Source organism: Bradyrhizobium sp. Kon69, from assembly GCF_055807515.1.
In genome coordinates this window covers 18,193-42,769 of the sequence record NZ_JBVVOS010000021.1, presented here as the reverse complement: position 1 = coordinate 42,769, position 24,577 = coordinate 18,193, and the positions used below count along the sequence as shown (strand labels likewise).

Sequence of the window (24,577 nt, the reverse complement as noted above, 5' to 3'; positions counted from 1 at the left end):
CGCGATCCCGTATCGGTTCCGAAACTGGACCCCGTCCGCTAACATTTGGCAAAGTCCGGTCTGTTGCGGCGGCATAGAGCTAACAAAGGGTGTATCAGGCGTGGCGAACTGCGATATGCGGTCCGCGCGGACTCACGCTCTCGACCCGTCATTCCGTGCTATCAGCACACCTGAAACCCCGACTCGCTGTCCCCGGACTCGCTGTCCCCATGGCCAAGAACACACTTTCCTTCGTCTGCCAGAACTGCGGCGCGGCCTACAACCGCTGGCAGGGCAAGTGCGAGTCCTGCGGCGAGTGGAATACGCTCGCGGAGGAGGACACGACCGGCAGCGTGCCGGTGTCGATCCGCTCCAAGCGCAAGGGGCGGACGTTCGCGCTGGAGAGCCTGTCCGGAAAAACCCAGGACGCCCCGCGTCTGTCCTCGGGCATGACGGAGCTCGATCGCGTCACCGGCGGCGGCTTCGTGCGCGGCTCGGTGCTTCTGGTCGGCGGCGATCCCGGCATCGGCAAGTCGACGCTGCTGACGCAGGCCACAAGCCTGCTCGCGCGCGCCGGGCACCGCGTCGTCTACATCTCCGGCGAAGAAGCGGTCGCACAGGTGCGGTTGCGCGCCGAGCGGCTCGGGCTGTCGGATGCGCCGGTGCAGCTCGCCGCCGAGACGTCGGTCGAAGACATCGTCTCGACGCTGTCCGAGGGCGCGGTGCCCCGGCTGATCGTGATCGATTCGATCCAGACCATGTGGACCGACACGGTGGAATCGGCACCCGGCACGGTGACGCAGGTGCGCGCCTCGGCACAGGCCCTGATTCGTTTTGCCAAAAGGACCGGCGCGGCCATCATCCTGGTCGGCCACGTCACCAAGGACGGCCAGATCGCAGGCCCTCGCGTGGTCGAGCACATGGTCGATGCGGTGCTGTCGTTCGAGGGCGAAGGCTCGCAGCAATTCCGCATCCTGCGCGCCGTGAAGAACCGCTTCGGGCCGACCGACGAGATCGGCGTGTTCGAGATGACCGGGCTTGGCCTGCGCGAAGTCACCAACCCCTCCGAGCTGTTTTTGTCCGAGCGCGATCTCGGCACGCCCGGCACCGCAGTCTTCGCGGGCATCGAGGGCACAAGGCCCGTTCTGGTCGAATTGCAGGCGCTGGTGGCGCCGACCTCGCTCGGCACCCCGCGCCGGGCCGTGGTCGGCTGGGATCCGAGCCGGCTGTCGATGGTGCTGGCGGTGCTGGAAGCCCATTGCGGGGTCAAGCTGTCCGGCCACGACGTCTATCTGAACGTCGCGGGCGGCCTGCGCATCCACGAGCCGGCGGCCGATCTGGCCGCCGCGGCGGCGCTGGTGTCCTCGCTGGTTAATGCGCAGTTACCCACCGATGCGGTCTATTTCGGCGAGATCTCGCTCTCCGGCGTGGTGCGCCCGGTGGCGCAGACCCCGGCCCGGCTGAAAGAAGCGGCAAAACTCGGCTTCCAGCGTGCCGTCCTGCCCGAATCGGCCCGGGGCGAAGCCGCCGGCGATGCCGGCCTGTCGCTGAACGCGATCAACAGCCTGACAACGCTGGTCGCCGAGATCGCCGCGCGCGGCTCCCGGCGGGGCGACTCGAGCGCGCCGGCAGAGAAAAATGCCACACCGGCAAGATTCCGCCGTGGAGAGGGTTAGCCGGTGGTGACGTCCCCCGCCCTCGCCGCTATACAGCCGTCACAAAAGCAGCATGGGATTGCGTGGTTGCGGCCTTGCCGGGAACGTCGTCTGGCCCTCACTTAGGGGCGGCGGCCAAACACCGATTCGCTGAGCACCTTGAAGTACGAGCGGACCAGACCAGCCGATGCCAGTAACCATCCTCGACCTGATCCTGCTCGGTGTGATGCTGATTTCGGGCCTGCTCGCCATGGTTCGCGGCTTCATGCGCGAAATCCTGTCGATCGCGGCCTGGGGCACGGCGGCGATCGTCACCCTTTATTCGTTCTCGAAGCTGCTGCCGACCGCAAAGACCTATTTCAACAACGATACCGTCGCGAGCGTGGTCGTGGTCGCCGGCGTGTTCGTGGGCACTTTGGTCGTGGTCTCCGTGATCACGGTCCGGATCTCCGACATGATCCTGGATTCGCGCATCGGCGCACTAGACCGCACGCTCGGCTTTCTGTTCGGGCTGGCGCGCGGGCTTCTGATCGTCGTGGTCGCCTTCCTGTTCTTCACCTGGCTGGTACCGGACAAGCAGCGCCCGGACTGGGTCACAGGGGCCAAATCCCGCGTGGTGTTGCAGGGAACCGGGGATTGGCTGATGGCCCTCTTGCCTGACGACCCCGAGAACACCATCTTGAAGAGATTCAAGAAAAACAAACCAGATGAAGAGCAAACTGATTCCGAGCAGCAGCCTTCGGGCAGTGGCGACGGATACAGCAAACCGGCTCGTGACAGTCTTAAAAAGCTGATCGAGAAACCCGCGGCGCGTTGATTAGGCCCTAACGAGAGGCTCGGACGAGATGCGAAATCCTGACCAGGACGCCCTACTTGATCTCGGCCCGGCCGCGCTGGAACTTCAAGACGATCTGGAGGGGGATACGCTGCGGGAGGAATGCGGCGTCTTCGGCATCTACGGCCACCCCGATGCCGCCGCCATCACGGCGCTCGGCCTTCACGCCCTTCAGCACCGCGGCCAGGAAGCCGCCGGCATCGTCTCCTATGACGGCGGCCGCTTTCATTCCGAACGCCGCCTCGGCCTCGTCGGCGACACCTTCTCCCGCCGCGAGGTGATCGACCGCCTGCCCGGCACGATGGCGGTCGGCCATGTCCGCTATTCCACCACCGGCGCGACCATCCTGCGCAACGTGCAGCCGCTGTTCGCCGAACTGAATGCCGGCGGCCTCGCGGTCGCCCACAACGGCAACCTCACCAACGGCCTGACGCTGCGCCGCGAGCTCGTGAAGAACGGCGCGATGATGCAGTCGACCACCGACACCGAGGTGATCCTGCATTTGGTCGCGCGCTCCAGGCGCAGCCGCTTCATCGAGCGCTATATCGACGCGCTGCGCGAGATCGAGGGCGCCTATGCGCTGGTGTCGCTGACCAACAAGAAGCTGGTCGGCGCGCGCGATCCGCGCGGCATCCGTCCGCTGGTGCTCGGCGAGCTCGATGGTTGCCCGATCCTGACCTCCGAGACCTGCGCACTCGACATCATCGGCGCGCGCTTCGTCCGCGACATCGAGCCCGGCGAGGTCATCGTGTTCGACGAGAGCGGGCAGGACATTCACAAGCCGTTCCCGCCGATCGCGCCGCGTCCCTGCATCTTCGAATACATCTACTTCTCCCGTCCGGATTCCATCGTTCACGGCCGCTCGGTCTATGAGGTGCGCAAGGCGTTCGGTGCACAGCTCGCGCGCGAGAGCCACGTGCCGGTCGACGTCGTGGTGCCGGTGCCGGATTCCGGCGTGCCCGCCGCGGTCGGCTATAGCCAGCATTCCGGCATCCCGTTCGAACTCGGCATCATCCGCAACCACTATGTCGGCCGCACCTTCATCCAGCCGACGCAGGCGATCCGGGAATCCGGCGTGCGCATGAAGCATTCGGCCAACCGCGCCGCCATCGAAGGCAAGCGCATCATCCTGATCGACGATTCACTGGTGCGCGGCACCACCTCCAAGAAGATCGTGCGCATGATGCGCGATGCCGGCGCCAAGGAAGTGCACTTCCGCCTCGCCTCGCCGCCGATCCTCTATCCCGATTATTACGGCATCGATCTGCCGGACCGCGGTGGTCTTCTTGCGGCGACGCATTCGCTGGAAGAGATGCGCGAGATCATCGGCGCCGACTCGCTCGCGTTCCTGTCGATCGACGGCATGTACCGCGCCATGGGCGAGCCCGGCCGCGACCCCGCCAATCCGAAATTCTCGGATCATTGCTTCACCGGGGCCTATCCGACCCACCTCACCGACCAGACCCAGACCGAGCAGCAGCCGCGGCAATTGTCGTTGCTGGCGGAGGCGAGCTAAGGCGAGGCCGCGACGATGCAGCTGGCCATCGCCATTCTCTGCGGAGGGCTGTTGGTTGGCTTCATCATCTTCGCATTCAGGCAGGGCATGAAGGTGACACCCGACGGATCGGGAAACGGAAGCAATAGCGACAACATGCAGTCGGGCGGCGGCAACTAAGCCCAAGCGAAAATTCCGTCATGGCCGGGCTTGTCCCGGCCATCTACGCCTGTAAAACCCCGCCATGACAAATCCACTCGCCAACCGCATCGCTCTCGTCACCGGCGCCTCGCGCGGCATCGGCTTCGCCACGGCCAAGGCGCTGGCCAAGGCCGGCGCGCATATCGTCGCCGTGGCGCGCACGCAGGGCGGGCTGGAAGAGCTCGATGACGAGATCCGCAAGGACGGCGGCACCGCAACACTGGTGCCGCTCAACCTCACCGATTCCGACGGCATCGCGCGGCTCGGCGCCGGCCTGCACGAACGCTACGGTAAGCTCGACATCCTCGTCGGCAATGCCGGCGTGCTCGGCCCCTCCTCGCCGATCGGCCATATCGAGTTGAAGGCCTTCACCGACGTGATGGCGGTCAACGTCGCCGCGAACTTCCAGCTGATCCGCTGCATGGAGCCGCTGCTCAAGCAATCCGACGCCGGCCGCGCGGTGTTCATCACCTCGGGCGCCGCCAACAAGGCGACCGCCTATGTCAGTCCCTACGCGGCGTCCAAGGCGGCGCTGGAAACGCTGGCGCGCGCCTGGGCGCAGGAGACTGCGAATACCAAGCTGCGCGTCAATCTGTTCAATCCAGGTCCCGTCCGCACCCGGATGCGCGCCACGCTGATGCCGGGCGAAGACCCGGCGACGCTCGATACGGCCGAGCAGGTCGCCGAATTGATCGTGCCGATGTGCGCGCCTGATTGGACCCAGACCGGCAGGTTCTACGACTACAAGACCCGCAGCCTGATGAGCTTCCGCTCGCCGGCCTGATTGACTTGACGGCCTCCCCGCGATTGACTGCCCGCGCTCAAGCGGCAGCAAGCTGCAGGCCAAAAAAGGGAGGTTGCCATGGCGCCATGGCGGAATCGCGCAGGCTTTAAGCGTGCGCTCGCAAATGTCTCTCGCGTCCTCTCCGTCCTGATCGCCGCCGTCGCGTTCGCGCTTCCGGGCGCGGCGACCGCCGGCGATGTCCCGACCTTCGCGGTCGATGCGTCCTGGCCAAAGCCGTTGCCGAACAACTGGATCCTCGGCCAGGTCGGCGGCATCACCGTCGACTGGCAAGGCCACATCTGGGTGATCCATCGGCCGCGCTCGCTCACCGACGACGAGAAAGGCGCGAGCCTCACTCCGCCGCGCTCGAAATGCTGCGTGTCGGCGCCGCCCGTGCTCGAATTCGACAGCGACGGCAATCTGCTGCGATCGTGGGGCGGCGCGGGCGAAGGCTATGAATGGGTCGGCCGCGAGCACGGCATCGAGGTCGACGAGCGCGGCTTCGTCTGGGTCGGCGGCAATGCCGACAACGACAACGCGATCCTGAAGTTCACGCTCGACGGCAAGTTCGTCGCCCAGATCGGCAAGATCGCGCCGAGCCTCGGCAGCAACGACAAGACGCAGCTCGGCAAGCCCGCCGAGACCGCGATCGACAAGGCCGCCAACGAAATCTACGTCGCCGACGGCTATGGCAACCGCCGCATCATCGTGTTCGACGCGACCACCCTCGCCTACAAGCGGCACTGGGGCGCCTACGGCAACAAGCCCGACGACACCAAGCAGGCGGCGTACGATCCCAAGGCGCCGGTGTCCCAGCAATTCGGCAATCCCGTCCATTGCGTGAAGCTCGCCAATGACGGGCTCGTCTACGTCTGCGACCGCATCAACAACCGCATCCAGGTGTTCAAGACGGACGGCACCTTCGTGAAGGAGTTCTTCTTCGAGAAGAACACGCTCGGCAACGGCGCGGTGTGGGACATCGCGATCTGGCCCGATCCGAAGCAGACCTGGCTGCTCAGCGCAGACGGCGAGAACAACGAGATCAGGGTGATCAGGCGAGACGACGGCGGCGTGGTCGGCAGCTTCGGGCACAACGGCCGCAATGCCGGACAATTCCACTGGGTGCATGCCATGGCGATCGACGCCAAGGGTAACGTCTATACCGCCGAGGTCGACACCGGAAAGCGCATCCAGAAATTCAAGCTGACATCGGACGCGCTGAAATAGCGTCTCGACGCATTTTGCCCAAAAGTTAACGGAGGGATGACGCTGCGACGCAGCGTCATCCGGCTTTAGGCGCATTGCCGCCGGCCGTGGGACACGGTAGAGCCATCAGCCGGAACAGGGCTCCGTTCAAGAGAGCCGTCCGCATGTTTGACAATGGAGGAAACCTTTTATGACGACGACGTTCGCGCGCCGCTCTGCGGCCCTTCTGGCCTGTGCCGCCTTCGGTTTTGCCACATCCGCCTTCGCCCAGGACAAGTCGGTCACGATCGGCGTGCTCAACGACATGTCCAGCCTCTATGCCGACATCGGCGGCCCCGGCGCCGTGGCGGCGGTCAACATGGCGGTGGAAGATTCCGGTCTTCGCGCCAAGGGCTGGAAGATCGATGTGATCAGCGGCGACCACCAGAACAAGCCGGACGTTGGCGTCAACATCGCGCGGCAGTGGATCGACACCCAGAAGGTCGATGTGATCGCCGACACCCCGAACTCCGGCGTGGCGCTGGCCGTCAGCAACGTCGTCAAGGAAAAGAATGCGGTCCTGCTCAACAATGGCGGCGCCAGTGCCGACCTCACCGGCAAGGCCTGCAACGCCAACACCATTTCCTATACTTACGACACCTACATGCTCGCCAACGGCACCGGCAAGGCGCTGACCAAGGCCGGCGGCGACAGCTGGTTCTTCCTGACCGCCGACTACGCCTTCGGTGCCGCGCTCGAGCGTGACACCAGCGCGGTCGTCACCGCGAACGGCGGCAAGGTGCTCGGCGGCGTCAAGCATCCGCTCAACACGTCGGACTTCTCCTCCTTCCTGCTGCAGGCGCAGAACTCGAAGGCGAAGATCGTCGGTCTCGCCAATGCCGGTGGTGACACCACCAACTCGATCAAGCAGGCGGCCGAGTTCGGTATCGTCGAAGGCGGCCAGAAGCTCGCCGCGCTGTTGCTGTTCATCAACGACGTCCACTCGCTCGGTCTGAAGACCGCGCACGGCCTGACCTTCACAGAATCCTTCTACTGGGATCTCAACGAAGGCACGCGCGCCTTCTCGAAGCGCTTCCAGGACAAGGTCGCCAACAAGGCGATGCCCTCGATGACGCAGGCCGGCAATTATGCTGCCGTGCTGCATCTTCTGAAGGCGATGGACGCCCTCGGCGGCAATCCGCATGACGGCGCCAAGGTCGTCGCCAAGATGAAGGAGCTGCCGACCGACGATCCGCTGTTTGGCAAGGGCCCGCTCCGCGAGGACGGCCGCCGCATCATTCCCGCCTTCCTGTTCGAGGTGAAGAAGCCGGAAGAATCCAAGGGACCGTGGGATTACTACAAGCTGGTCGCAACCATCCCGGCGGAAGATGCGGCCAAGCCGCTCAAGGACAGCGAGTGCCCGCTGGTGAAGAAGTAAGAAGTCGTAGGGTGGGTTAGCTCTGCGGCTGCGCAAAGCGCAGTCCGCAGGGCGTAACCCACCTCTTCTCGCGCGTCGGACAAGGTGGCGGATTACGCTTCGCTAATCCGCCCTACGGTTCTGATCTCGCCGTTCCCAGCGCCCGCACCGCGATCGCCACGCACGCCACCATCAGCACCGCCGCGAGCAGGAACGGCGCGCCGGGCAGCTGCCACGGCGCGCTGGCGCCGATGAAATATGAAAACGTCAGCGTGAACAGGAACGGACCGACGAGCTGCGACACGCTCTGCACGCTCGCGGTCGCGCCCTGCAACTGGCCCTGCTGATCGGGCGCGACCAGCCGCGTCATCAGCGATTGCATGGCGGCGCCCGAAATGCCCCACAGCGACATCACGGGAATGCCGATCCAGAACAGCGGCCCGGTCGGCGCCGCGCCGAAGATTACGAAGCCGATCGCGCCACAGCACAGGCCCATCAACAACGCGTTGCGCTCGCCGAGCACGCGCACGATCGGGCCGATCGCGAAGCCCTGCACCACCATGGCGCAGATGCCGACCATCGCCAGCGTCAATCCCACGGTCTTCGAATCCCAGCCGTAGCGATAGGTCGCGTAGAGCACGAAGGTCGAGGGCAGCACGACATGCGCGACCTGCGCGATGAAGTTGACGACGGACAACGCAGCGAGCACCGCGTTGGAACGCAGCAGGCGGAGCGCGCCGAGCGGATTGGCGCTCCTCCAGCGGAACGGCGCGCGCTTGTCCGCCGCCAGCGATTCCGGCAGGACGAAGAGCCCGTAGAGCGCATTGGCAAAGCTCAAGGCCGCCGAGGCCCAGAACGGCAGGCGCGGATCGATATCGCCGAGCAGGCCGCCCAGTGCCGGGCCCAGCACGAAGCCGGCGCCGAAGGCAGCCCCGATCCGGCCGAACACCGCCGCGCGCCGCTCCGGCGGCGTGATGTCTGCGATATAGGCAAAGGCGGTCGAGATGCTGGCCGAGGTGATGCCCGAGATGACGCGGCCGACGAACAGCCAGACCAGCGACGGCGCCAGCGCCATCAGCACATAATCGGCCGCGAGCCCGAAATTCGACAGCAGCACCACCGGCCGCCGCCCGAAGCGATCCGACAACGCGCCGAGCACCGGCGAGAACACGAACTGCATCAGCGCCCAGGCGGTGCCGAACAGGCCGAAGATGCGGGCCGCATGCGCCGTGTCGTTGTCGACGAAGCTCTCGATCAGTTTTGGCAGGATCGGCATGATCACGCCGAGCGCGAGCATGTCGAGCAGGATGGTGACGAAGATGAAGGCGACCGCACCGCGCCGGACTGGCGCTGCGCCCTGCGCCATCGCCTCGCCGGCCTCGTTGCTCACGACGGCCGCTTGCGCTTGTGGGCGAACGGGTTGGCCTTCTCACGCAGGGTGATACGCACCGGTGTGCCCGGCAGCTCGAAGGCCTCACGCAGCGAATTGGTGAGATAGCGCAGATAGGACTGCGGCACCGCGTCCGCACGCGAGCAGAACAGCACGAAGCTCGGCGGGCGCGCCTTGGTCTGCGTGATGTAGTTCAGCTTGAGTCGTCGTCCGGACACGGCCGGCGGCGGATTGGCCTGCACCGCCTCCTCGAACCAGCGGTTCAGCGCCGCGGTCGACACACGCCTGTTCCAAAGCGCATAGGCATCCTGGATCGCCTGCATCAATCGATCGATGCCTTCGCCCATCAAGCCGGAGACAGCGACGATCGGCACGCCCTTGATCTGCGGCAGCAAGTGATCGGCGTCGCGGCGCAGATTCGAGATCGCGCCGCCACCCTTGCTCTCCATCAGGTCCCATTTGTTGACGGCGAGCACGACGGCGCGACCCTCGCGCTCGATCAGGTCGGCGATGCGAAGATCCTGCTCCTCGAAACGGTTCTGCGCATCCATCATCATCACGACGACTTCGGCAAAGCGCACCGCGCGCAATGCGTCGGCGACCGAGAGCTTCTCGAGCTTCTCCTCGATCCGGGAGCGCCGGCGCAGACCTGCGGTGTCGAACACGCGAAACTCGCGGCCCTTCCAGTTGATCTCGACCGCGATTGAATCGCGCGTGGTGCCGGCCTCCGGGCTCGTCAGCAGGCGCTCCTCGCCGAGCAGATGATTGATCATCGTCGACTTGCCGGCGTTGGGCCGGCCGACGATCGCGACCCGGATCGGGCGCGTGGCGGCCTCTTCCTCGGTCAGCGGCTCGTCTTCTTCGAACTCATCCTCCTCCACCGGCTCCGGCATCAGCGGTCGCAGCGCGTCGTAGAGCTCACCCATGCCCTCGCCGTGCTCGGCCGAGATCTGGATGGGATCGCCGAGGCCGAGCGCGAAAGCCTCCATCGCGCCGGCATCGCCATGCTTGCCTTCGCTCTTGTTGGCGACGAGCAGCACCGGCTTGTTGGCCTTGCGGGCGAAATCGGCGAAGGCGCGATCGTTGGGCGTGAGGCCCATGCGGGCATCGATCACGAAGAACAGCGCGTCGGCCTGTGCGATCGCGGCCTCCGTCTGCTCCTGCATGCGGGCGGTCAGCGAGCCCTTGGCACCTTCATCGAGGCCGGCAGTGTCGATGATCGTGAAGTCGAGATCGCCGAGCCTGGCCTCGCCCTCGCGGCGGTCGCGGGTGACGCCGGGCAGGTCATCGACAAGCGCGAGCTTCTGCCCGACCAGGCGGTTGAACAGCGTCGACTTGCCGACATTGGGTCGGCCGATAATGGCAATTTTAAAGGACATGGGTCATTCGTGCGCTGCCGGAGCCGCGCCTGTCAATGAAATGAAGACAATTGTTTGAGCATGATCTTTTCGGAAAACCGCTTCACACTTTTCCGGATCATGCTCTAGCGCGAGAAGCTGCCGCTCGGCATCGGCGCCGGGAAGGCGCCCTGCGTTTGCTGCTGGGTGGTCTGGGTCGGTTGCGCCTGCTGGGCTGGCTGATCGGGCGGCGGCGGGGTGGTGCGCTTGCGCACGATCTTCTGCCCGGGCGGCGGAGTGGCCGCGGGCGGCGCGGCCTCGGGCTGGGCCTCGCCATCGACTTCGCCGGCGGGCGCCCCAGCCGGCGCGACGGCCGCACTGGCCGGCTGCCTGGTCTTTTTCGCCTTGGCACCCTTCGCCGGCTTCGGCTCGGGCGCAGGCTCGGTGGGCAGAGCCGCGACGGCGGGTCCGTTCGCATCGGGCTGTTGCTGCGCGCCCTTGTACATGTCCTTCGGAACGCCCTGCTCGAGGCCCGGCACGCCTTCCGGGAACACCGGCTTGCGGTCGCCCGGCAGCTTCTTCTTGGTATCGAGGAAGTCGAGCATGTCGCTCGGATCGAAGCTGGAGCAACCGCCCAGCACGCCCGTGAAGGCGATCAGGACGGCGGCTGCGATCAAGCGTGGCGTGCGGCGCATATCGGTATCTCGTCTCAGCTCTGGACCGTCAGCTTTTCGCTACCGGCGGCAGCAGCGCCTGCAGCGCCTCGGCGCGTGAGCGCAAGCCGGGCGGCGTTTCGCCGTCCTCGGCAATCGCATCGAGCCATTTGCGGGCCGCAGTCATGTCGTTGTTGCGCCAGGCCGACAGCGCCAGCATCTCGCGGGCCGTATGACGGAAGGTCGATTTGGACGCGGTGGAGGCGTCCAGCCGCTGCTGCATGTCCGCATAGCCGGCGCTGTCGAGCAGGAGACCGGCGGCGCGGATCTTTGCCAGATCCTGCCACTCGCCGCCCACGCTTCGGTCGGCGGCGATGTCGTCATACAGCTTGGCGCCCGCCTTGGGATCGCGGGACCCCGCCTCGGCCGCAGCACGCAACCGCGCCAGGGTGCGATAGCCCGATGGAGCCTTGGCTGCGAGCTCGGTGAAGGCCGCCTCGGCCTCCGCATGCTTGTCCTGCTCGGACAGCTCGGCGGCCTTCTCGAAGGCCGCACCGGCCTCGGCAGCCTTCTTGGCCTCCACATACTGGTAAGCGCGCCAGCCACCCACGGCGGCGACGATCAGCACCATCAGGGCGATGAAAACGATCGAATACTTGTCCCACAGCTTCTTGAGCTGTTCGCGACGTACTTCCTCGTCGACTTCGTCAAATAATTCAGACACTTATGCTAATCCCATGCCCGTCCGGGTGCGCGCGCCAAAGCGTTCGCGTCAGGAATCCCGTCCCCCACGTGGCGGCGGGGTACCCTAACGATATGGCGGTGGCAAGGCAAAGCGAGCCCGATCAAGGCGTTAACCACCCGGCACAGCCCGGAGAGACCGCCTCCCCGGGTCAATTTCCCAACAGCTCCCGCAGCTGCCGCTTCAGCACCTTGCCATTGGCATTGCGCGGCAACGGCTCCGCGGTGATCACCATGGTCTCCGGGACCTTGTAGTCGGACAGCCGCTCCGCGCACCAGGCGCGCAAGGCCCCACTGTCCACCGGCGCACGCGCCACCACCACAGCATGGACGCGTTCGCCCAGCACCGGGCACGTCTTGGCGACGATCGCGCTCTCGACCACGGCCGGGTGGCCGGCCAGCACGGATTCGACCTCGGCCGAATAGATCTTGAGGCCGCCCCGGTTGATCATGTCCTTCTGCCGATCGAACACCCGGACAAATCCCTCCGCGTCGACTGAGCCGAGATCGCCGGAATGCCAGAACCCGCTGGTGAAGCTTTCGGCCGTGGCTTTGGGATTATTCCAGTAGCCCTTGATGACTGAGGCACTCTGGATCCAGAGCTCGCCGATTTCCCCAGGCGGCAGCTCACGCCTGTCCGCCCCCATCGCCAGGATGCGCGCACCGGGACACGCCAGCCCGACGCTGTCGATATGGCTTGCCGTCAATTTGCCCGGCATGATCGTGGACGGCGACGTGGTCTCGGTCGCGCCGTAGCAGTTCGCCAGCTCGAGGCCGGGAATGATCGCCCTGAGCTTCTCGATGGTGGCGACCGGCATCGGTGCGCCACCAAAGCCGCCGATGCGCCAGCTCGACAGATCGTAGCTCTCGAAATCGGGCTGGAGCAGGCAGAGATTGTACATCGCCGGCACCATCACCGTGTAGGTGACGCGCTCGCGCGCGGCGAGCTTGAGATATTCGCCGGCTTTGAACTCCGGCATGATGATCAGCGCGCCACCGCAGCAGATCATCGTCGTAATGTTGGCGACGACGCCGGTGACGTGGCCGAGCGGCACCGCCGCGATCGAGCGGTCGGCCGCCGTCAATTGCAGGCAGGACACGAAGATCATCGAGGAATGGACGATGTTGCAATGGGCCAGCATCGCGCCCTTCGGCTTGCCTGTCGTGCCGGAGGTGTAGAGGATCATCGCGGTGTCCTCCTCGCTCGTCTCGACCGGTGCCGGGGCCGGCGCGTTGTCTGCCAGCACAGCGAAATGCGACGGAGCCGGATCGTCGTCGACCGCGATGCGGTGGATCACGTCGGGCACATCCCGCGCATCCGGCAGACGCGCCGCGAGCGCCGCCTCGTGGATCAATAGCTTTGCACCGCAATCGCTGAGGACATAGGCGATTTCCGGCTTCTGCTGGCGCGTGCTGAGCAGCACCGTGACAAGCCCCTCGTGCGCGGCAGCAAACAGCAGCAGCGGGAATTCGACGCGGTTGCCGAGCAGGATCGCGACACGATCGCCGCGCTGCAATCCGAGCTTGCGAAATCCCGCCGCGATCCGCGCAGCCTGCTCCGCGGCCTGCCGCCAGCTGAGACGGACATGGCCTGCGATCAGTGCTTCGCCGTCGGGATTGCGGGCGCAGGCGTCCGCGATCATCGCCCACAGGCTCGACGGCCGATCGCAAAATGCCGGCACGACCCGATCGCCGAAGCGCGCCTCGAACCGCATTGGCGGGATCTGAGAATGCGACCAGTCCATCGGGATGCCCTTGGCTTTGTTGCTCTCGTTACCTTCCGCGCATGGGCATGCGGTGCAGTCTTGTGCTGATCAGCTAGCCCATCACGGGAACGCCGATCACGACCGGATGGAACGCAAACGCCAGCGCCAGATATGCGACGGTCCCGACCGCGATCGCGATCAGATCGTTGGTGACGCCGCCCACCGGAATCGGCGGACCGCCACCATCGGTCCGACGCTTCAGCGTGATGCGATCATACACCGCCCAGCCCAGGAAGGAGCCGAACAGGATGATGGAGCCGAGATCGCCATTGGCCAGAAGATGCGCCGCTGCCCACAGCTTGATGCCGGCCAGCATCGGGTGCTTCAGCGTCGCATAGATGCGGCCGCGCAGATAGGACGCAACCACCAGGATGACCGCGGGCAGCATCAGCGCGAGCGTGATGTGCTTCAGCGCCTTCGGCGGATACCAGACGTCGATCCAGCCCGTCGCACGATAATGCGCGAAGCCCCAGATGATCAACGCGAGCCCTGCGATCGAGGCAAGCGAATAGAGGATCTTGTAGGTCCCCTCGCCCAGTCTCGCGATGGCCTGCGCGCGCGCCTCGCGTTTCGTCGTGAACACATGCGCCGCAAAAAACAGCGCAAGCCCCAGGATCATAACCAGCAGACCCACGAGATTCTCCCCTCAACCAGCGCCCCAACCCATGGCGTATCATCGATTGGCCGCGGGTCGCAACTGATGCGCTAGTTACGGATCTCGCGATTGTCGACATACCGGATCGCGATCGGTCGCCCGGCGAGGGCACCGCCAAGCCCGCCGGTGAATTTCAGCGGCAGGCAGGCTTTCAACGATGAATTGATCGCATTGAGGTAGGTGGTTCTTGTCTCGGCGGGGACGCCCGCGGTCGCAAAGGTCAGGCGCGGCGGGCCGATCAGGCCGCCCGATTTGTTGAAGCTGAAACGCACGGCGATCTGCATGCCCGCGCGCGCATTGTCCGATGGCGGCGACCAGCAGCTGCGCAGCTCGGCGAAGAGATCGCCGATTGTATCGAGATCGTGATCCGGCTTTTGGTATTTGGCGCGATCGGCCTCCGCCGGCACGCTTTGGATCGTGAGCTGGAGGTTCTGGCCGTAGGGATAGTCGATCTCGGGAATGCAGGGGCCAGGCTCGAGCGGGCTGCAATAGGACGGCGTGCAGGGCCTGCCATCGAGGACGCTGCACGGCTCGTGCGAAAACGGAATTGGGTTGATTTGCCGGGGCCGCGCGTCGGCGGCACCAACGGCCGAGAAGGTCAGCAACAGCACGAGCATTGCACGCAACATCCGGAGCACCAAACAAGCGACCACAATCAAATTGGTGGGCCTTGCAGCGGCTTCAAGCCCAATTCGCGTTCACGTGCTCGCGTTTACTCACGGTGTCGTCGTCCGGCTTGACCGGGCGACCCAGTACTCCGAGACGTTTGTGATTGAGCCGAGAGGCTGCGGCGTACTGGATGCCCCGCCTTCGCGGGGCATGACAGCGGAGGGTGAGGAGCGGACTGAGCTACGCCCCTATCCCTTCTTCTTGACGTCCTTGACGTTGGTGAACTCGATGCCCTCGGCACGTTCCCTGGTGTAGCCGAGGTAGAACTCGTTCCGCGCCAGATAGACGGGATCGCCGTCGACATCGTCGGCAATGCTGGAGGTGTTGGCAGCGATGAAGGTATCGAGCTTCTTGCGGTCGTCCGACGAGACCCAGCGCGCAAGCTGGAACTCGCTGACCTCGAATTCGACCGGCAGGGAATATTCCGCATCCAGCCGCGCCTTGAGCACGTCGAGCTGCAGCGCGCCGACGACGCCAACCAACGCGGGTGCGCCATCGCGCGGACGGAACACCTGCACAACACCCTCTTCCGACATCTGCTGAAGCGCTTCCTTCAGCTTCTTCGCCTTCATCGCATCGGTGAGACGCACGCGGCGGACGATTTCCGGCGCGAAGCTCGGCACGCCGACGAAGTTGAAATCCTCGCCGTCGGTCAGCGTATCGCCGATGCGCAGCGTGCCGTGATTGGGAATGCCGACGACGTCGCCGGCATAAGCTTCGTCCGCAACCGAACGGTCCTGCGCGAAGAAGAATTGCGGGCTCGACAGCGGCATGCTCTTGCCGGTGCGCACGAGCTTCGCTTTCATGCCGCGGCTCAGCTTGCCGGAGCAAAGGCGGGCGAAGGCGATGCGGTCGCGGTGGTTGGGATCCATGTTGGCCTGGATCTTGAACACGAAGGCGCTCATGCGCGGGTCGGTGGCTTCGACCTTGCGCTGGTCGCTCTCCTGCGCGCGCGGCTCGGGCGCGAACTTGCCGAGCCCTTGCAGCAGGTCGCCGACGCCGAAATTGCGCAGCGCGCTGCCGAAATAAACCGGCGTCAGATGGCCCTCGCGAAACGCTTCGAGCTCGAACGGTTTTGAAGCCGCGGTGACGAGCTCGAGCTCGTCCTTGACCGCCGACACGTCGAGATTGGCGTTGAGCTTGGCGAGCTCGGCGATCTCGATCTGCTGCGCCGCGCCGGTCTTGGCACCGCCGCCTTCGAGCAGGCGCACACCGCCATTGACGACGTCGTAGGTGCCGAGGAACTCACGGCCGCGGCCGACAGGCCAGGTCATCGGCGTGGTATCGAGCGCCAGCGTCTTCTCGATCTCGTCCAGGAGCTCGAAGACGTCGCGGCTCTCGCGGTCCATCTTGTTGATGAAGGTGATGATCGGGATGTCGCGAAGACGACACACCTCGAACAGCTTTCGGGTACGCGCCTCGATGCCCTTGGCGGCGTCGATCACCATGACGGCGGAATCGACCGCCGTGAGCGTGCGATAGGTGTCTTCCGAAAAGTCCTCGTGGCCTGGCGTGTCCAGCAGGTTGAACACGAGGCCCTCGAACTCGAAGGTCATGACCGAGGTCACGACCGAGATGCCGCGCTCGCGCTCGATCTTCATCCAGTCCGAACGCGTGTTGCGCCGCTCGCCCTTGGCCTTGACCTGGCCGGCCAGATTGATGGCGCCGCCGAACAGCAGCAGCTTTTCGGTCAGCGTGGTCTTGCCGGCGTCCGGATGCGAGATGATCGCAAAGGTACGCCGCCGCGACACTTCAGCGGCAAGCGAGGAACGGGCCGTCGATTCGGCTGTGGTGGCGATGTCGGACATTGCGGCAGCGTTTGGCAGGGAAAATGAGCCTGATCAAGCCTCATCTGGTGATTGCGGTGCCTGACGGCCAGCCCCATATCCGGCTTGGGATCAGGTTGGGAGGGACGGCCTTCCGTTCCTGTCAGCACACCAGTCGCGGGGACGACCCTGCCTTGAATGGAGGATCGTCATGGCCTGGAGCATCCTGTTCGTCGCCGGTCTGCTGGAGGTCTCCTGGGCGATCGGCCTCAAATATACCGAGGGGTTCACCAAGCTCGTTCCGTCAGTCCTCACGCTTGGGGCCATGGCCGGCAGCATCCTCCTGCTCGGGCTCGCCCTCAAATCGCTGCCGATTGGAACCGCTTATGCAGTCTGGACCGGCATCGGCGCGGTCGGTACCGCGACGCTCGGCATCGTCCTGTTCGGCGAGCCGGCCACCGCATTCCGCCTCGCCAGCATCGGGCTGATCGTCGCCGGGATTGTCGGACTGAAGCTGGTTACCTGAGGAAGATCTTGACCGCCCACCAGCTCAGCGCGGCGACGATGGCCGAGGCCGGCATCGTGATCACCCAGGCATAGACGATCGAGCTGGCGACGTTCCAGCGCACCGCCGAGAGGCGGCGAGCGGCGCCAACACCGACGATGGCGCCGGTGATGGTGTGGGTGGTCGAGACGGGAACGCCGAGGAAGGTCGCCATGAACAGGGTCGCGGCACCGCCGGTCTCGGCGCAAAAGCCCTGCATCGGGGTCAGCTTGGTGATGCGCAGGCCCATGGTGCGAACGATGCGCCAGCCGCCCATCAGCGTCCCCATGGCCATCGCGGCCTGGCACGAGAGCACCACCCAGAAGGGGACGAAGAATTCGCCGCCGAGCTGGCCCTGCGAATAGAGCAGCACCGCGATGATGCCCATGGTCTTCTGCGCGTCGTTGCCGCCATGGCCGAGCGAATAGAGCGAGGCGGAGGCGAATTGCAGGATGCGGAAGGCGCGATCCACGGCAAAGGGCGTGGAGCGTACCGACGCCCAGGAGACGATCGCAACCAGCACCATCGCGAGCAGGAAGCCGACCAGCGGAGACAGCACGATGGCGATCACCGTCTTGGACAATCCGCTCCAGACCGCCGCCGAAAGGCCGGCTTTGGCAACACCGGCACCAAACAAGCCGCCGATCAATGCGTGAGACGAGGACGATGGGATGCCGAGCGCCCATGTCACCAGGTTCCAGACGATGGCGCCGACCAGCGCAGCGAAGATCACCTGGGCATCCACGATCGCGGGATCGATGATACCGGTGCCGATGGTCTGGGCGACGTGCAGCCCGAACACCATGAAGGCGACGAAATTGAAGAACGCGGCCCAGAACACCGCGTATTGCGGCCGCAGCACGCGGGTCGAGACGATGGTCGCAATCGAATTGGCGGCATCGTGCAGGCCGTTCAGGAAGTCGAACAGCAGCGCGACGGCGATCAGTCCGACCAGGACGGGAAGACCCAACGCAACATCCACGGCGTGGCCCCCTGCCCTAAACTTGCTCGATGACGATGCTGTTGATCTCGTTCGCGACGTCGTCGAAGCGGTCGGCGACCTTCTCGAGATGGTCGTAGATCTCTGCGCCGACGATGAAATCCATCGCGTTGCCGTTGCGATGCTTGAGGAACAGTTCCTTCAGCCCGATATCATGGAGATCGTCGACGCGGCCTTCCAGCTTGCCCAGCTCTTCCGTGATCGCGGTCAGCATGGCCACGTTCTGGCCGATCTTCTGCATCAGCGGCAGCGCACGGCCGACCAGATTGGCGCATTCGATCAGAAGCCCGCCGATCTCCCGCATCGGCGGCTCGAAGCTGCGGACCTCAAACAGCATCACGGCCTTGGCGGTCTGCTGCATCTGGTCGATGGCGTCGTCCATCGAGGTGATCAGGTTCTTGATGTCGCCGCGGTCGAACGGGGTGATGAAGGTACGGCGCACCGCCGTCAGCACCTCACGGGTGATGTTGTCGGCATCGTTCTCGAATTGGTTGACGCGCTGGCAATAGACCGGCGTCTCCTCGCCCCCGTTGAGCATGCTCTGGAGCGCGATCGAGCCCTGGATCACGGTCTGGGCGTGGCGGTCGAACAGGTCGAAGAACCGTTCTTCCTTGGGCAGGAAAGCGCGAAACAATCGCATCATGGGAGAGAGACTACCGGTTGGATGATGGCCCGGCCCAAGCGGGCCGTCATGAAACTGTCATAGACCATTTTCGATCCACGCGCGTGCCACCTCACGCCCGTGGAGCCGGATCATCCACCGCTTTCGCGCGTCAACACATCTTCCATTAGATCAATGACTTACAGCGACCGTCGGAAGTAATGCGCGATTTCGCCGATGACGCCACGGCGGAAGGTGAGCACGCAGATCACGAAGATCGAGCCCTGGATCACGGTCACCCACTGGCCGAACCCCGCCAGATATTGCTGCATGGCGATGATCACGAAGGCACCGACCACGGGACCGAACACGGTTCCGAGTCCGCCGACCAGCGTCATCAGCACGACTTCGCCCGACATCGACCAGTGCACGTCGGTGAGCGAGGCATTCTGCGCCACGAAGACTTTCAGCGCACCGGCAAAGCCGGCCAGCGTGCCCGACAGGACGAAAGCCAGGAACTTGTACTGATCAGTGCGGTAACCCAGCGAGATCGCGCGCGGCTCGTTCTCGCGGATCGCCTTGAGGACCTCGCCGAACGGCGAATTGATGATGCGGAAGATCAGCAGGAAGCCGGCAAGGAAACCGACCAGCACGACGTAGTAGAGCACGGTCGGCTTGGTCAGATCGAAGACGCCGAACATGCGTCCCTGCGGAATGCCCTGGATGCCATCTTCACCATGGGTGAACGGGGCCTGGAGGTAGATGAAGTACAGAAGCTGCGACAGCGCCAGCGTGATCATCGAGAAATAGATGCCCTGGCGGCGGATCGAGATATAGCCCGTGATGAGCGAGAGCACGAAGGCACCGGCGACACCGACGAGGATGCCGAGCTCCGGCGGCAGCGCCCAGACCTTCAGCGCATGCGCGCTGCAATAGCCGGCCGTGCCCAAGAACATCGCATGACCGAAGGACAGCAAACCGCCATAGCCGATCAGCAGGTTGAAGGCGCAGGCGAGCAGCGCGAAGCACAGCGCCTGCATCACGAAGAACGGGTAGACTCCCGTGAATGGCACCGAAGCCAGCAGCAGCGCCATCACCACGAACACGATCATCTCGTCGCGGATCGCGCGCGGGGTTACCGGCAGCGTGTCGTCCGTCAAGGCTGTCATATCAGGCCGCCCTTCCCGTCAATCCCGTTGGCTTCACCAAGAGCACCAGCACCATCAGCACGAACACGACGGTGTTGGAGGCCTCGGGGTAGAAATATTTGGTCATGCCCTCGATCACACCCAGCGCAAAGCCGGTGATGATGGAGCCCATGATCGATCCCATGCCGCCGATCACCACCACCGCGAACACCACGATGATGAGGTCGGCGCCCATCAGCGGCCGCACCTGGTTGATCGGCGCCGAGAGCACGCCGGCGAGCGCGGCCAGGCCGACACCCAAACCATAGGTCAGCGTGATCATGCGCGGCACGTTGACGCCGAAGGCGCGCACCAGCGTCGGGTTTTCGGTCGCGGCACGCAAATAGGCGCCGAGACGCGTCTTCTCGATCAGGAACCAGGTCGCGATGCAGACCACCAGCGAGAAGATGACGACCCAGCCGCGATAGATGGGCAGGAACATGAAGCCGAGATTCATGCCGCCCTTGAGCTGGTCCGGAATGGCGTAAGGCATGCCAGAGGAGCCGAAATAGTTCTGGAACACGCCCTGCACGATCAGCGCAATGCCGAAGGTCAGGAGCAGGCCGTAGAGATGATCGAGCCCCGTCAGCCATTGCAGCATGGTCCGTTCCAGGATCATGCCGAAAATGCCGACGATGATTGGGGCAAGCAGCAACGCCCACCAATAGTTGATGCCGCCGATGTTCAGCAGGAAGTAGGCGACGAACGCGCCCATCATGTAGAGCGCGCCATGGGCGAAATTGATGATGTTGAGCATGCCGAAGATCACGGCAAGCCCGAGACTGAGCAGCGCGTAGAACGAGCCGTTGATCAGTCCCACCAGTAGCTGAGCGTAAAGAGCCTGCATCGATCCCGCACCCGGTCCCTTCGGCGTTCCCTGAAAGTCGCCCGCAAGCCTGATGGCCTGCGGGCGGTTATCTTACTTCTTCAACAGCGCGCACTTGCTCTCGGACAGCGGCGTGAAGGCCTGGTCGCCCGGCACCGTGCCGACCAGCTTGTAGAAGTCCCACGGTCCCTTGGACTCGGAGGGCTTCTTCACCTCGAACAGATAGGCATTGTGGATGGTGCGGCCGTTGGGCTGGATCTCGCCCTTGCCGAACAGATCGTCTTCCGTCGGCATCGACTTCATCTTCTCGACGACCTTGGCGCCGTCATGCGGGTTGCCGCCGAGCGCTTCCAGTGCCTTGAAATAGTGACGCACGCCCGCATAGACGCCGGCCTGCACCATGGTGGGCGGCGCGTTGTTCTTCATCTTCTCGGCGAAGCGCTTCGAGAACGCCCGGGTCTGGTCGTTCATGTCCCAGTAGAAGGTCTCGGTGAAGTTGAGGCCCTGTGCGGTCTCGAGCCCGATCGCCTTGACGTCGGTGAGGAACAGCAGCAGCGCCGCGAGCTTCTGGCCGCCCTTGACGATGCCGAACTCGGCCGCCTGCTTGATCGTGTTGGTGGTGTCGCCGCCGGCATTGGCAAGGCCGATGATCTTGGCCTTGGAGGCCTGCGCCTGGAGCAGGAAAGACGAGAAGTCCGGCGTGTTCAGCGGGTGCTTGACGCCGCCGACCACCTTGCCGCCATTGGCGGTAACCACAGCGGTGGTGTCGCGCTCCAGCGCCGCGCCGAAGGCGTAGTCCGCGGTCAGGAAGAACCAGGTGTCGCCGCCGGCCTTCACCAGCGCCTGGCCGGTGGTGTGAGCCAGCATGTAGGTGTCGTAGGTCCAGTGCACCGTGTTGGGCGAGCACTGCGCATTGGTGAGGTCGGAGGTCGCCGCGCCCGAGTTGATATAGACGCCGTTCTTTTCCTTGATGACGTTGTTGACCGCGAGCGCCACGCCGGAATTCGGCACGTCGACGATGACGTCGACCTTGTCGACGTCGAACCATTGCCGCGCGATCGCGGTGCCGATGTCGGGCTTGTTCTGGTGATCGCCCGAGATGATGTCGATCTTCCAGCCCTTCGCAGCCAGGCCGGAATCTTCAATGGCCATCTGCGCGGCGAGCGTCGAGCCCGGTCCGCCGAGGTCGGCATAGAGCCCGGACTGATCGGACAGCGCGCCGATCTTGACGGTCTTGTCCTGCGCGAAGGCTGCACCGGTGGCGGTCACGGCCAGCGCCGTGCCGAGCAGAAACGACGCAATCGACTTTGTCATCATGCTACTTCCCTATGAATCTTCTTGTTGGCAGTTCTAGACGCCGAGATAGGTGTGGAGCTTGTCCATGTTGGCGGCAAGCTCCGCATTGGAAAATCCGTCAATGATCTTGCCGTGCTCGACCACGTAATAGCGGTCGGCGACGGTGGATGCGAACCGGAAGTTCTGCTCGACCAGGAGGATCGTAAAACCCTCGTTCTTGAGCCGCGCAATGGTGTGGCCGATTTGCTGGATGATGACGGGCGCGAGACCCTCGGTCGGTTCGTCAAGCATCAGGAAGTTCGCGCCGGTTCGCAGAATGCGCGCGATCGCGAGCATCTGCTGCTCGCCACCGGAGAGTTTGGTCCCCTGGCTGTTGAGCCGTTCCTTGAGGTTTGGAAACAGATCGAAGATCTGCTCGAGCGGCAATCCGCCCGGACGCACCACCGGCGGCAGCAGCAAGTTCTCCCGGACATCGAGGCTGGCGAAAATTCCCCGCTCCTCCGGGCAGAACGCGATTCCCATCCGCGCGATCTTGTCCGAGGTCGTGCGGATGATGTCCTGGTTGTTGAACTTCACCGAGCCGGTGCGCTTGCCGATGATGCCCATGATCGACTTCAGCGTGGTGGTCTTGCCGGCGCCGTTGCGCCCGAGCAGGGTGACGACCTCGCCTGCGTTCACGTCGAAGTTGATCCCGTGCAGGATGTGGGACTCACCATACCAGGCTTCCAGGTTGCGGACCTGGAGGAGGTTGCCGCCGCTCGCAGCCTTTGCGGGAGCTTCCGCCGTTGCAGTCTCAGCCATGACCGGCTCCCAGATAGGCTTCCTTGACGCGTTCGTCCTTGGTGAGCTCGCTGTAATGGCCTTGCGCCAGCACCTGCCCGCGCGTCAGCACGGTGATGATGTCGGAGAGATTGGCCACGACGCTCAGATTATGCTCGACCATCAGGATGGTGTATTTCGCGGAGATGCGCTTGATCAGCGCCGCGATCTTGTCGATGTCCTCGTGGCCCATGCCGGCCATCGGCTCGTCCAGCAGCATCATCTCAGGGTCGAGCGCGAGCGTGGTTGCGATCTCCAGTGCACGCTTGCGCCCATAGGGCATCTCGACCGCGGGCGTATTGGAAAACTCGCTGAGGCCGACATCGTTCAACAGCTCGCGCGCGCGATCGTTGAACTGGTTGAGCACGGACTTTGAGCGCCAGAAATCGAAAGAGCTTCCGTGCTGGCGCTGAAGCGCGACGCGAACGTTTTCCAGCGCGGTCAGATGGGGAAATACCGCCGAGATCTGGAACGAGCGAACCAGTCCCAGGCGGGCCACGTCGGCGGGCGCCATCGCGGTGATGTCCTGCCCCTTGTACAGGATTTTTCCGGCAGACGGTTTGAGGAACTTGGTCAAAAGATTGAAGCACGTCGTCTTGCCGGCGCCGTTCGGGCCGATCAACGCGTGAATGCTCCCACGGCGAACCTTGAGCGCAACGTCGCGGACGGCGAAGAAGCCCGCGAACTCCTTGGTCAAGCCTTCCGTTTCGAGAATGAACTCATCGGCCAAACAGTTTTCCCCCTGCCCGCACAACGCGCGTGGCTATCCTTGTTGCTTCGGCTTTCCGGAGGCCTCGGAGCCACTCCCTGGAGCCCATCCGGAACGCCGCCTCCGGGCGCGGAATATGCCGGAGGTGACGGGCGTTAGGCAAGGCGGAAAGCTGAGCAGGTCAGGCCTCCGGCCGGGAGACTTATGCTCCCTTAGTCGGACGTGTTTTGATGTCGCGCCTGCCCGGCTTCCCGGTTCGCAAAGCGCCGGTCATCAAGCCGTCGTTAACGGTCTTTCGTTCCATGCGCCAGCCTTCATGGAAAATTTTCCCGCAGCGAGGATAATGCGCGGGTTTCATGCGTCCGGAATTTCTATTCGCCGGGAATATTGTCTTGGATTTTGCAAGCGCCGCTCCTTCCGTGGTGAAATCGATCAGGCAGCGTGATCTCCTGAACACGTGGCTGCGGCTCTATGCGCGCCAGCAGACGGCCCCGGCGATCTGGGAGTACCAGCCTGCGCGGCTCGAGGAAGAGCTCTCCGATCTGATCTATTATACGGTGGACATGTCGACGCCGACGCCGCGTCTGACCATTCAGAGCGAAGGTACGCGCATCTCGCGCGCCTATGGACACACTGGCAAGGGCGCTCTGCTCGACGACTATATCGGACCGCGTCTCGCGCCCCTGGTGATGCCGGTCTATCATGAATGCGTGGCGCGCGGGCTGCCTGTCTACAGCGTTGCCGACGTCGATGACATCTACGGCCGTATCGTCGCCTATGAGCGCCTGCTGCTGCCGTTCCGGACCGACGGCAAGGTCTGTCACATCATCGCTTCGCTCAAGACCTTCTGCGAGGACGGCGGCTTCGAGATCAAGAATCTGATGCGCGGAAATGACGCGCTGCCGCGCACGAGATTGCGCGCGGTGATCGACCGCGACCTGTTCCATCGCACCCCCGGCCGCATCGCCCCCGCCGAGCTGGTCGAGTTCGCGGACCAACAGGGCTCCGGTGTTCCCACCGAGATCATCGAGCTGAACTAGCGGTCAGCGCGATTTGGCGGCGGCTTC

General features: G+C 64.4%; 24 protein-coding genes. 9 read left to right on the top strand and 15 right to left on the bottom strand.

Annotation, left to right across the window (positions count from 1 at the left end; translation table 11 throughout):
- Window positions 1-209: 209 nt before the first annotated feature.
- The 7 genes from radA (at window position 210) to AC0L3U_RS26040 (ending at window position 7,572) form a co-directional block, all read left to right on the top strand.
- Window positions 210-1,655, top strand: a complete 1,446-nt coding sequence (radA, locus tag AC0L3U_RS26070) for a DNA repair protein RadA (protein ID WP_007592053.1) — start codon at window positions 210-212, stop codon at window positions 1,653-1,655.
- Between the two features lie 166 nt (window positions 1,656-1,821).
- Entirely contained in the window at window positions 1,822-2,451 is a 630-nt protein-coding gene (locus AC0L3U_RS26065; RefSeq protein ID WP_007592055.1) for a CvpA family protein, read from the top strand.
- 28 nt (window positions 2,452-2,479) lie between these two features.
- Window positions 2,480-3,985 (top strand): amidophosphoribosyltransferase, encoded by a 1,506-nt coding sequence (gene purF / locus AC0L3U_RS26060; protein WP_085352900.1) that lies wholly within the window; start codon window positions 2,480-2,482, stop codon window positions 3,983-3,985.
- Window positions 3,986-4,000: 15 nt separating this feature from the next.
- Entirely contained in the window at window positions 4,001-4,144 is a 144-nt protein-coding gene (locus AC0L3U_RS26055) for a hypothetical protein (protein ID WP_473363742.1), read from the top strand.
- 64 nt (window positions 4,145-4,208) lie between these two features.
- Window positions 4,209-4,949, top strand: coding sequence for an SDR family NAD(P)-dependent oxidoreductase (locus AC0L3U_RS26050; protein WP_473363741.1), 741 nt, complete (start codon window positions 4,209-4,211; stop codon window positions 4,947-4,949).
- Between the two features lie 78 nt (window positions 4,950-5,027).
- On the top strand, window positions 5,028-6,176 hold the full coding sequence (locus tag AC0L3U_RS26045) for an NHL repeat-containing protein (protein WP_473363740.1): 1,149 nt from the start codon (window positions 5,028-5,030) through the stop codon (window positions 6,174-6,176).
- Between the two features lie 169 nt (window positions 6,177-6,345).
- Complete coding sequence (locus AC0L3U_RS26040) at window positions 6,346-7,572, top strand: ABC transporter substrate-binding protein (protein WP_473363739.1); 1,227 nt, start codon at window positions 6,346-6,348, stop codon at window positions 7,570-7,572.
- A gap of 112 nt (window positions 7,573-7,684) precedes the next feature.
- On the opposite strand, the gene AC0L3U_RS26035 is transcribed toward AC0L3U_RS26040, so the two are convergent.
- The 8 genes from AC0L3U_RS26035 to AC0L3U_RS26000 all read right to left on the bottom strand — a co-directional run bounded on the left by AC0L3U_RS26035 (window position 7,685) and on the right by AC0L3U_RS26000 (window position 16,570).
- Window positions 7,685-8,941 (bottom strand): TCR/Tet family MFS transporter, encoded by a 1,257-nt coding sequence (locus tag AC0L3U_RS26035; protein WP_473363738.1) that lies wholly within the window; start codon window positions 8,939-8,941, stop codon window positions 7,685-7,687.
- Complete coding sequence (der, locus tag AC0L3U_RS26030) at window positions 8,938-10,320, bottom strand: ribosome biogenesis GTPase Der (RefSeq protein ID WP_473363737.1); 1,383 nt, start codon at window positions 10,318-10,320, stop codon at window positions 8,938-8,940. The genes AC0L3U_RS26035 and der overlap by 4 nt, the downstream gene beginning before the upstream one ends.
- 104 nt (window positions 10,321-10,424) lie before the next feature.
- Window positions 10,425-10,973, bottom strand: a complete 549-nt coding sequence (locus AC0L3U_RS26025; RefSeq protein ID WP_473363736.1) for a hypothetical protein — start codon at window positions 10,971-10,973, stop codon at window positions 10,425-10,427.
- A 28-nt stretch (window positions 10,974-11,001) separates the two neighbouring features.
- Entirely contained in the window at window positions 11,002-11,655 is a 654-nt protein-coding gene (locus tag AC0L3U_RS26020) for a tetratricopeptide repeat protein (RefSeq protein WP_473363735.1), read from the bottom strand.
- Window positions 11,656-11,824: 169 nt separating this feature from the next.
- Window positions 11,825-13,417, bottom strand: coding sequence for a class I adenylate-forming enzyme family protein (locus tag AC0L3U_RS26015; protein ID WP_473363734.1), 1,593 nt, complete (start codon window positions 13,415-13,417; stop codon window positions 11,825-11,827).
- A gap of 73 nt (window positions 13,418-13,490) precedes the next feature.
- A complete protein-coding gene (locus AC0L3U_RS26010) occupies window positions 13,491-14,072 on the bottom strand; it encodes an NnrU family protein (RefSeq protein ID WP_473363733.1) in 582 nt (193 codons plus the stop codon).
- Between the two features lie 71 nt (window positions 14,073-14,143).
- Complete coding sequence (locus AC0L3U_RS26005; protein WP_473363732.1) at window positions 14,144-14,722, bottom strand: hypothetical protein; 579 nt, start codon at window positions 14,720-14,722, stop codon at window positions 14,144-14,146.
- A 228-nt stretch (window positions 14,723-14,950) separates the two neighbouring features.
- Complete coding sequence (locus AC0L3U_RS26000; protein ID WP_085352891.1) at window positions 14,951-16,570, bottom strand: peptide chain release factor 3; 1,620 nt, start codon at window positions 16,568-16,570, stop codon at window positions 14,951-14,953.
- Between the two features lie 169 nt (window positions 16,571-16,739).
- Between AC0L3U_RS26000 and sugE the strand changes: the two genes are divergently transcribed.
- Window positions 16,740-17,054 carry a quaternary ammonium compound efflux SMR transporter SugE gene (gene sugE, locus AC0L3U_RS25995; protein WP_473287162.1) on the top strand — a complete coding sequence of 105 codons (315 nt, stop codon included), beginning with the start codon at window positions 16,740-16,742 and terminating at the stop codon, window positions 17,052-17,054.
- On the opposite strand, the gene AC0L3U_RS25990 is transcribed toward sugE, so the two are convergent.
- The 7 genes from AC0L3U_RS25990 to AC0L3U_RS25960 all read right to left on the bottom strand — a co-directional run bounded on the left by AC0L3U_RS25990 (window position 17,047) and on the right by AC0L3U_RS25960 (window position 23,531).
- Window positions 17,047-18,054: an inorganic phosphate transporter gene (locus AC0L3U_RS25990; protein WP_007609242.1), complete on the bottom strand. Its 1,008-nt coding sequence runs from the start codon at window positions 18,052-18,054 to the stop codon at window positions 17,047-17,049. The two genes, sugE and AC0L3U_RS25990, sit on opposite strands and share 8 nt — an antisense overlap.
- 16 nt (window positions 18,055-18,070) lie before the next feature.
- Window positions 18,071-18,715: a DUF47 domain-containing protein gene (locus tag AC0L3U_RS25985; RefSeq protein WP_027517485.1), complete on the bottom strand. Its 645-nt coding sequence runs from the start codon at window positions 18,713-18,715 to the stop codon at window positions 18,071-18,073.
- A 158-nt stretch (window positions 18,716-18,873) separates the two neighbouring features.
- Window positions 18,874-19,842, bottom strand: a complete 969-nt coding sequence (locus AC0L3U_RS25980; protein ID WP_007592084.1) for a branched-chain amino acid ABC transporter permease — start codon at window positions 19,840-19,842, stop codon at window positions 18,874-18,876.
- Between the two features lies 1 nt (window position 19,843).
- Window positions 19,844-20,707 carry a branched-chain amino acid ABC transporter permease gene (locus AC0L3U_RS25975; protein WP_007609236.1) on the bottom strand — a complete coding sequence of 288 codons (864 nt, stop codon included), beginning with the start codon at window positions 20,705-20,707 and terminating at the stop codon, window positions 19,844-19,846.
- A gap of 72 nt (window positions 20,708-20,779) precedes the next feature.
- Window positions 20,780-22,003, bottom strand: a complete 1,224-nt coding sequence (locus AC0L3U_RS25970) for an ABC transporter substrate-binding protein (RefSeq protein WP_027517482.1) — start codon at window positions 22,001-22,003, stop codon at window positions 20,780-20,782.
- A 33-nt stretch (window positions 22,004-22,036) separates the two neighbouring features.
- The gene (locus tag AC0L3U_RS25965) at window positions 22,037-22,783 is read right to left on the bottom strand and encodes an ABC transporter ATP-binding protein (RefSeq protein ID WP_473363731.1); all 747 of its coding nucleotides are present in this window, start codon (window positions 22,781-22,783) and stop codon (window positions 22,037-22,039) included.
- The gene (locus AC0L3U_RS25960; RefSeq protein WP_018459153.1) at window positions 22,776-23,531 is read right to left on the bottom strand and encodes an ABC transporter ATP-binding protein; all 756 of its coding nucleotides are present in this window, start codon (window positions 23,529-23,531) and stop codon (window positions 22,776-22,778) included. Before AC0L3U_RS25960 ends, AC0L3U_RS25965 begins: the two co-directional genes overlap by 8 nt.
- Before the next feature lie 335 nt (window positions 23,532-23,866).
- Here AC0L3U_RS25960 and AC0L3U_RS25955 point away from each other — a divergent pair, with 335 nt between their 5' ends.
- Entirely contained in the window at window positions 23,867-24,550 is a 684-nt protein-coding gene (locus AC0L3U_RS25955) for a PAS domain-containing protein (RefSeq protein WP_473363730.1), read from the top strand.
- The last annotated feature ends 27 nt before the right edge of the window (window positions 24,551-24,577 follow it).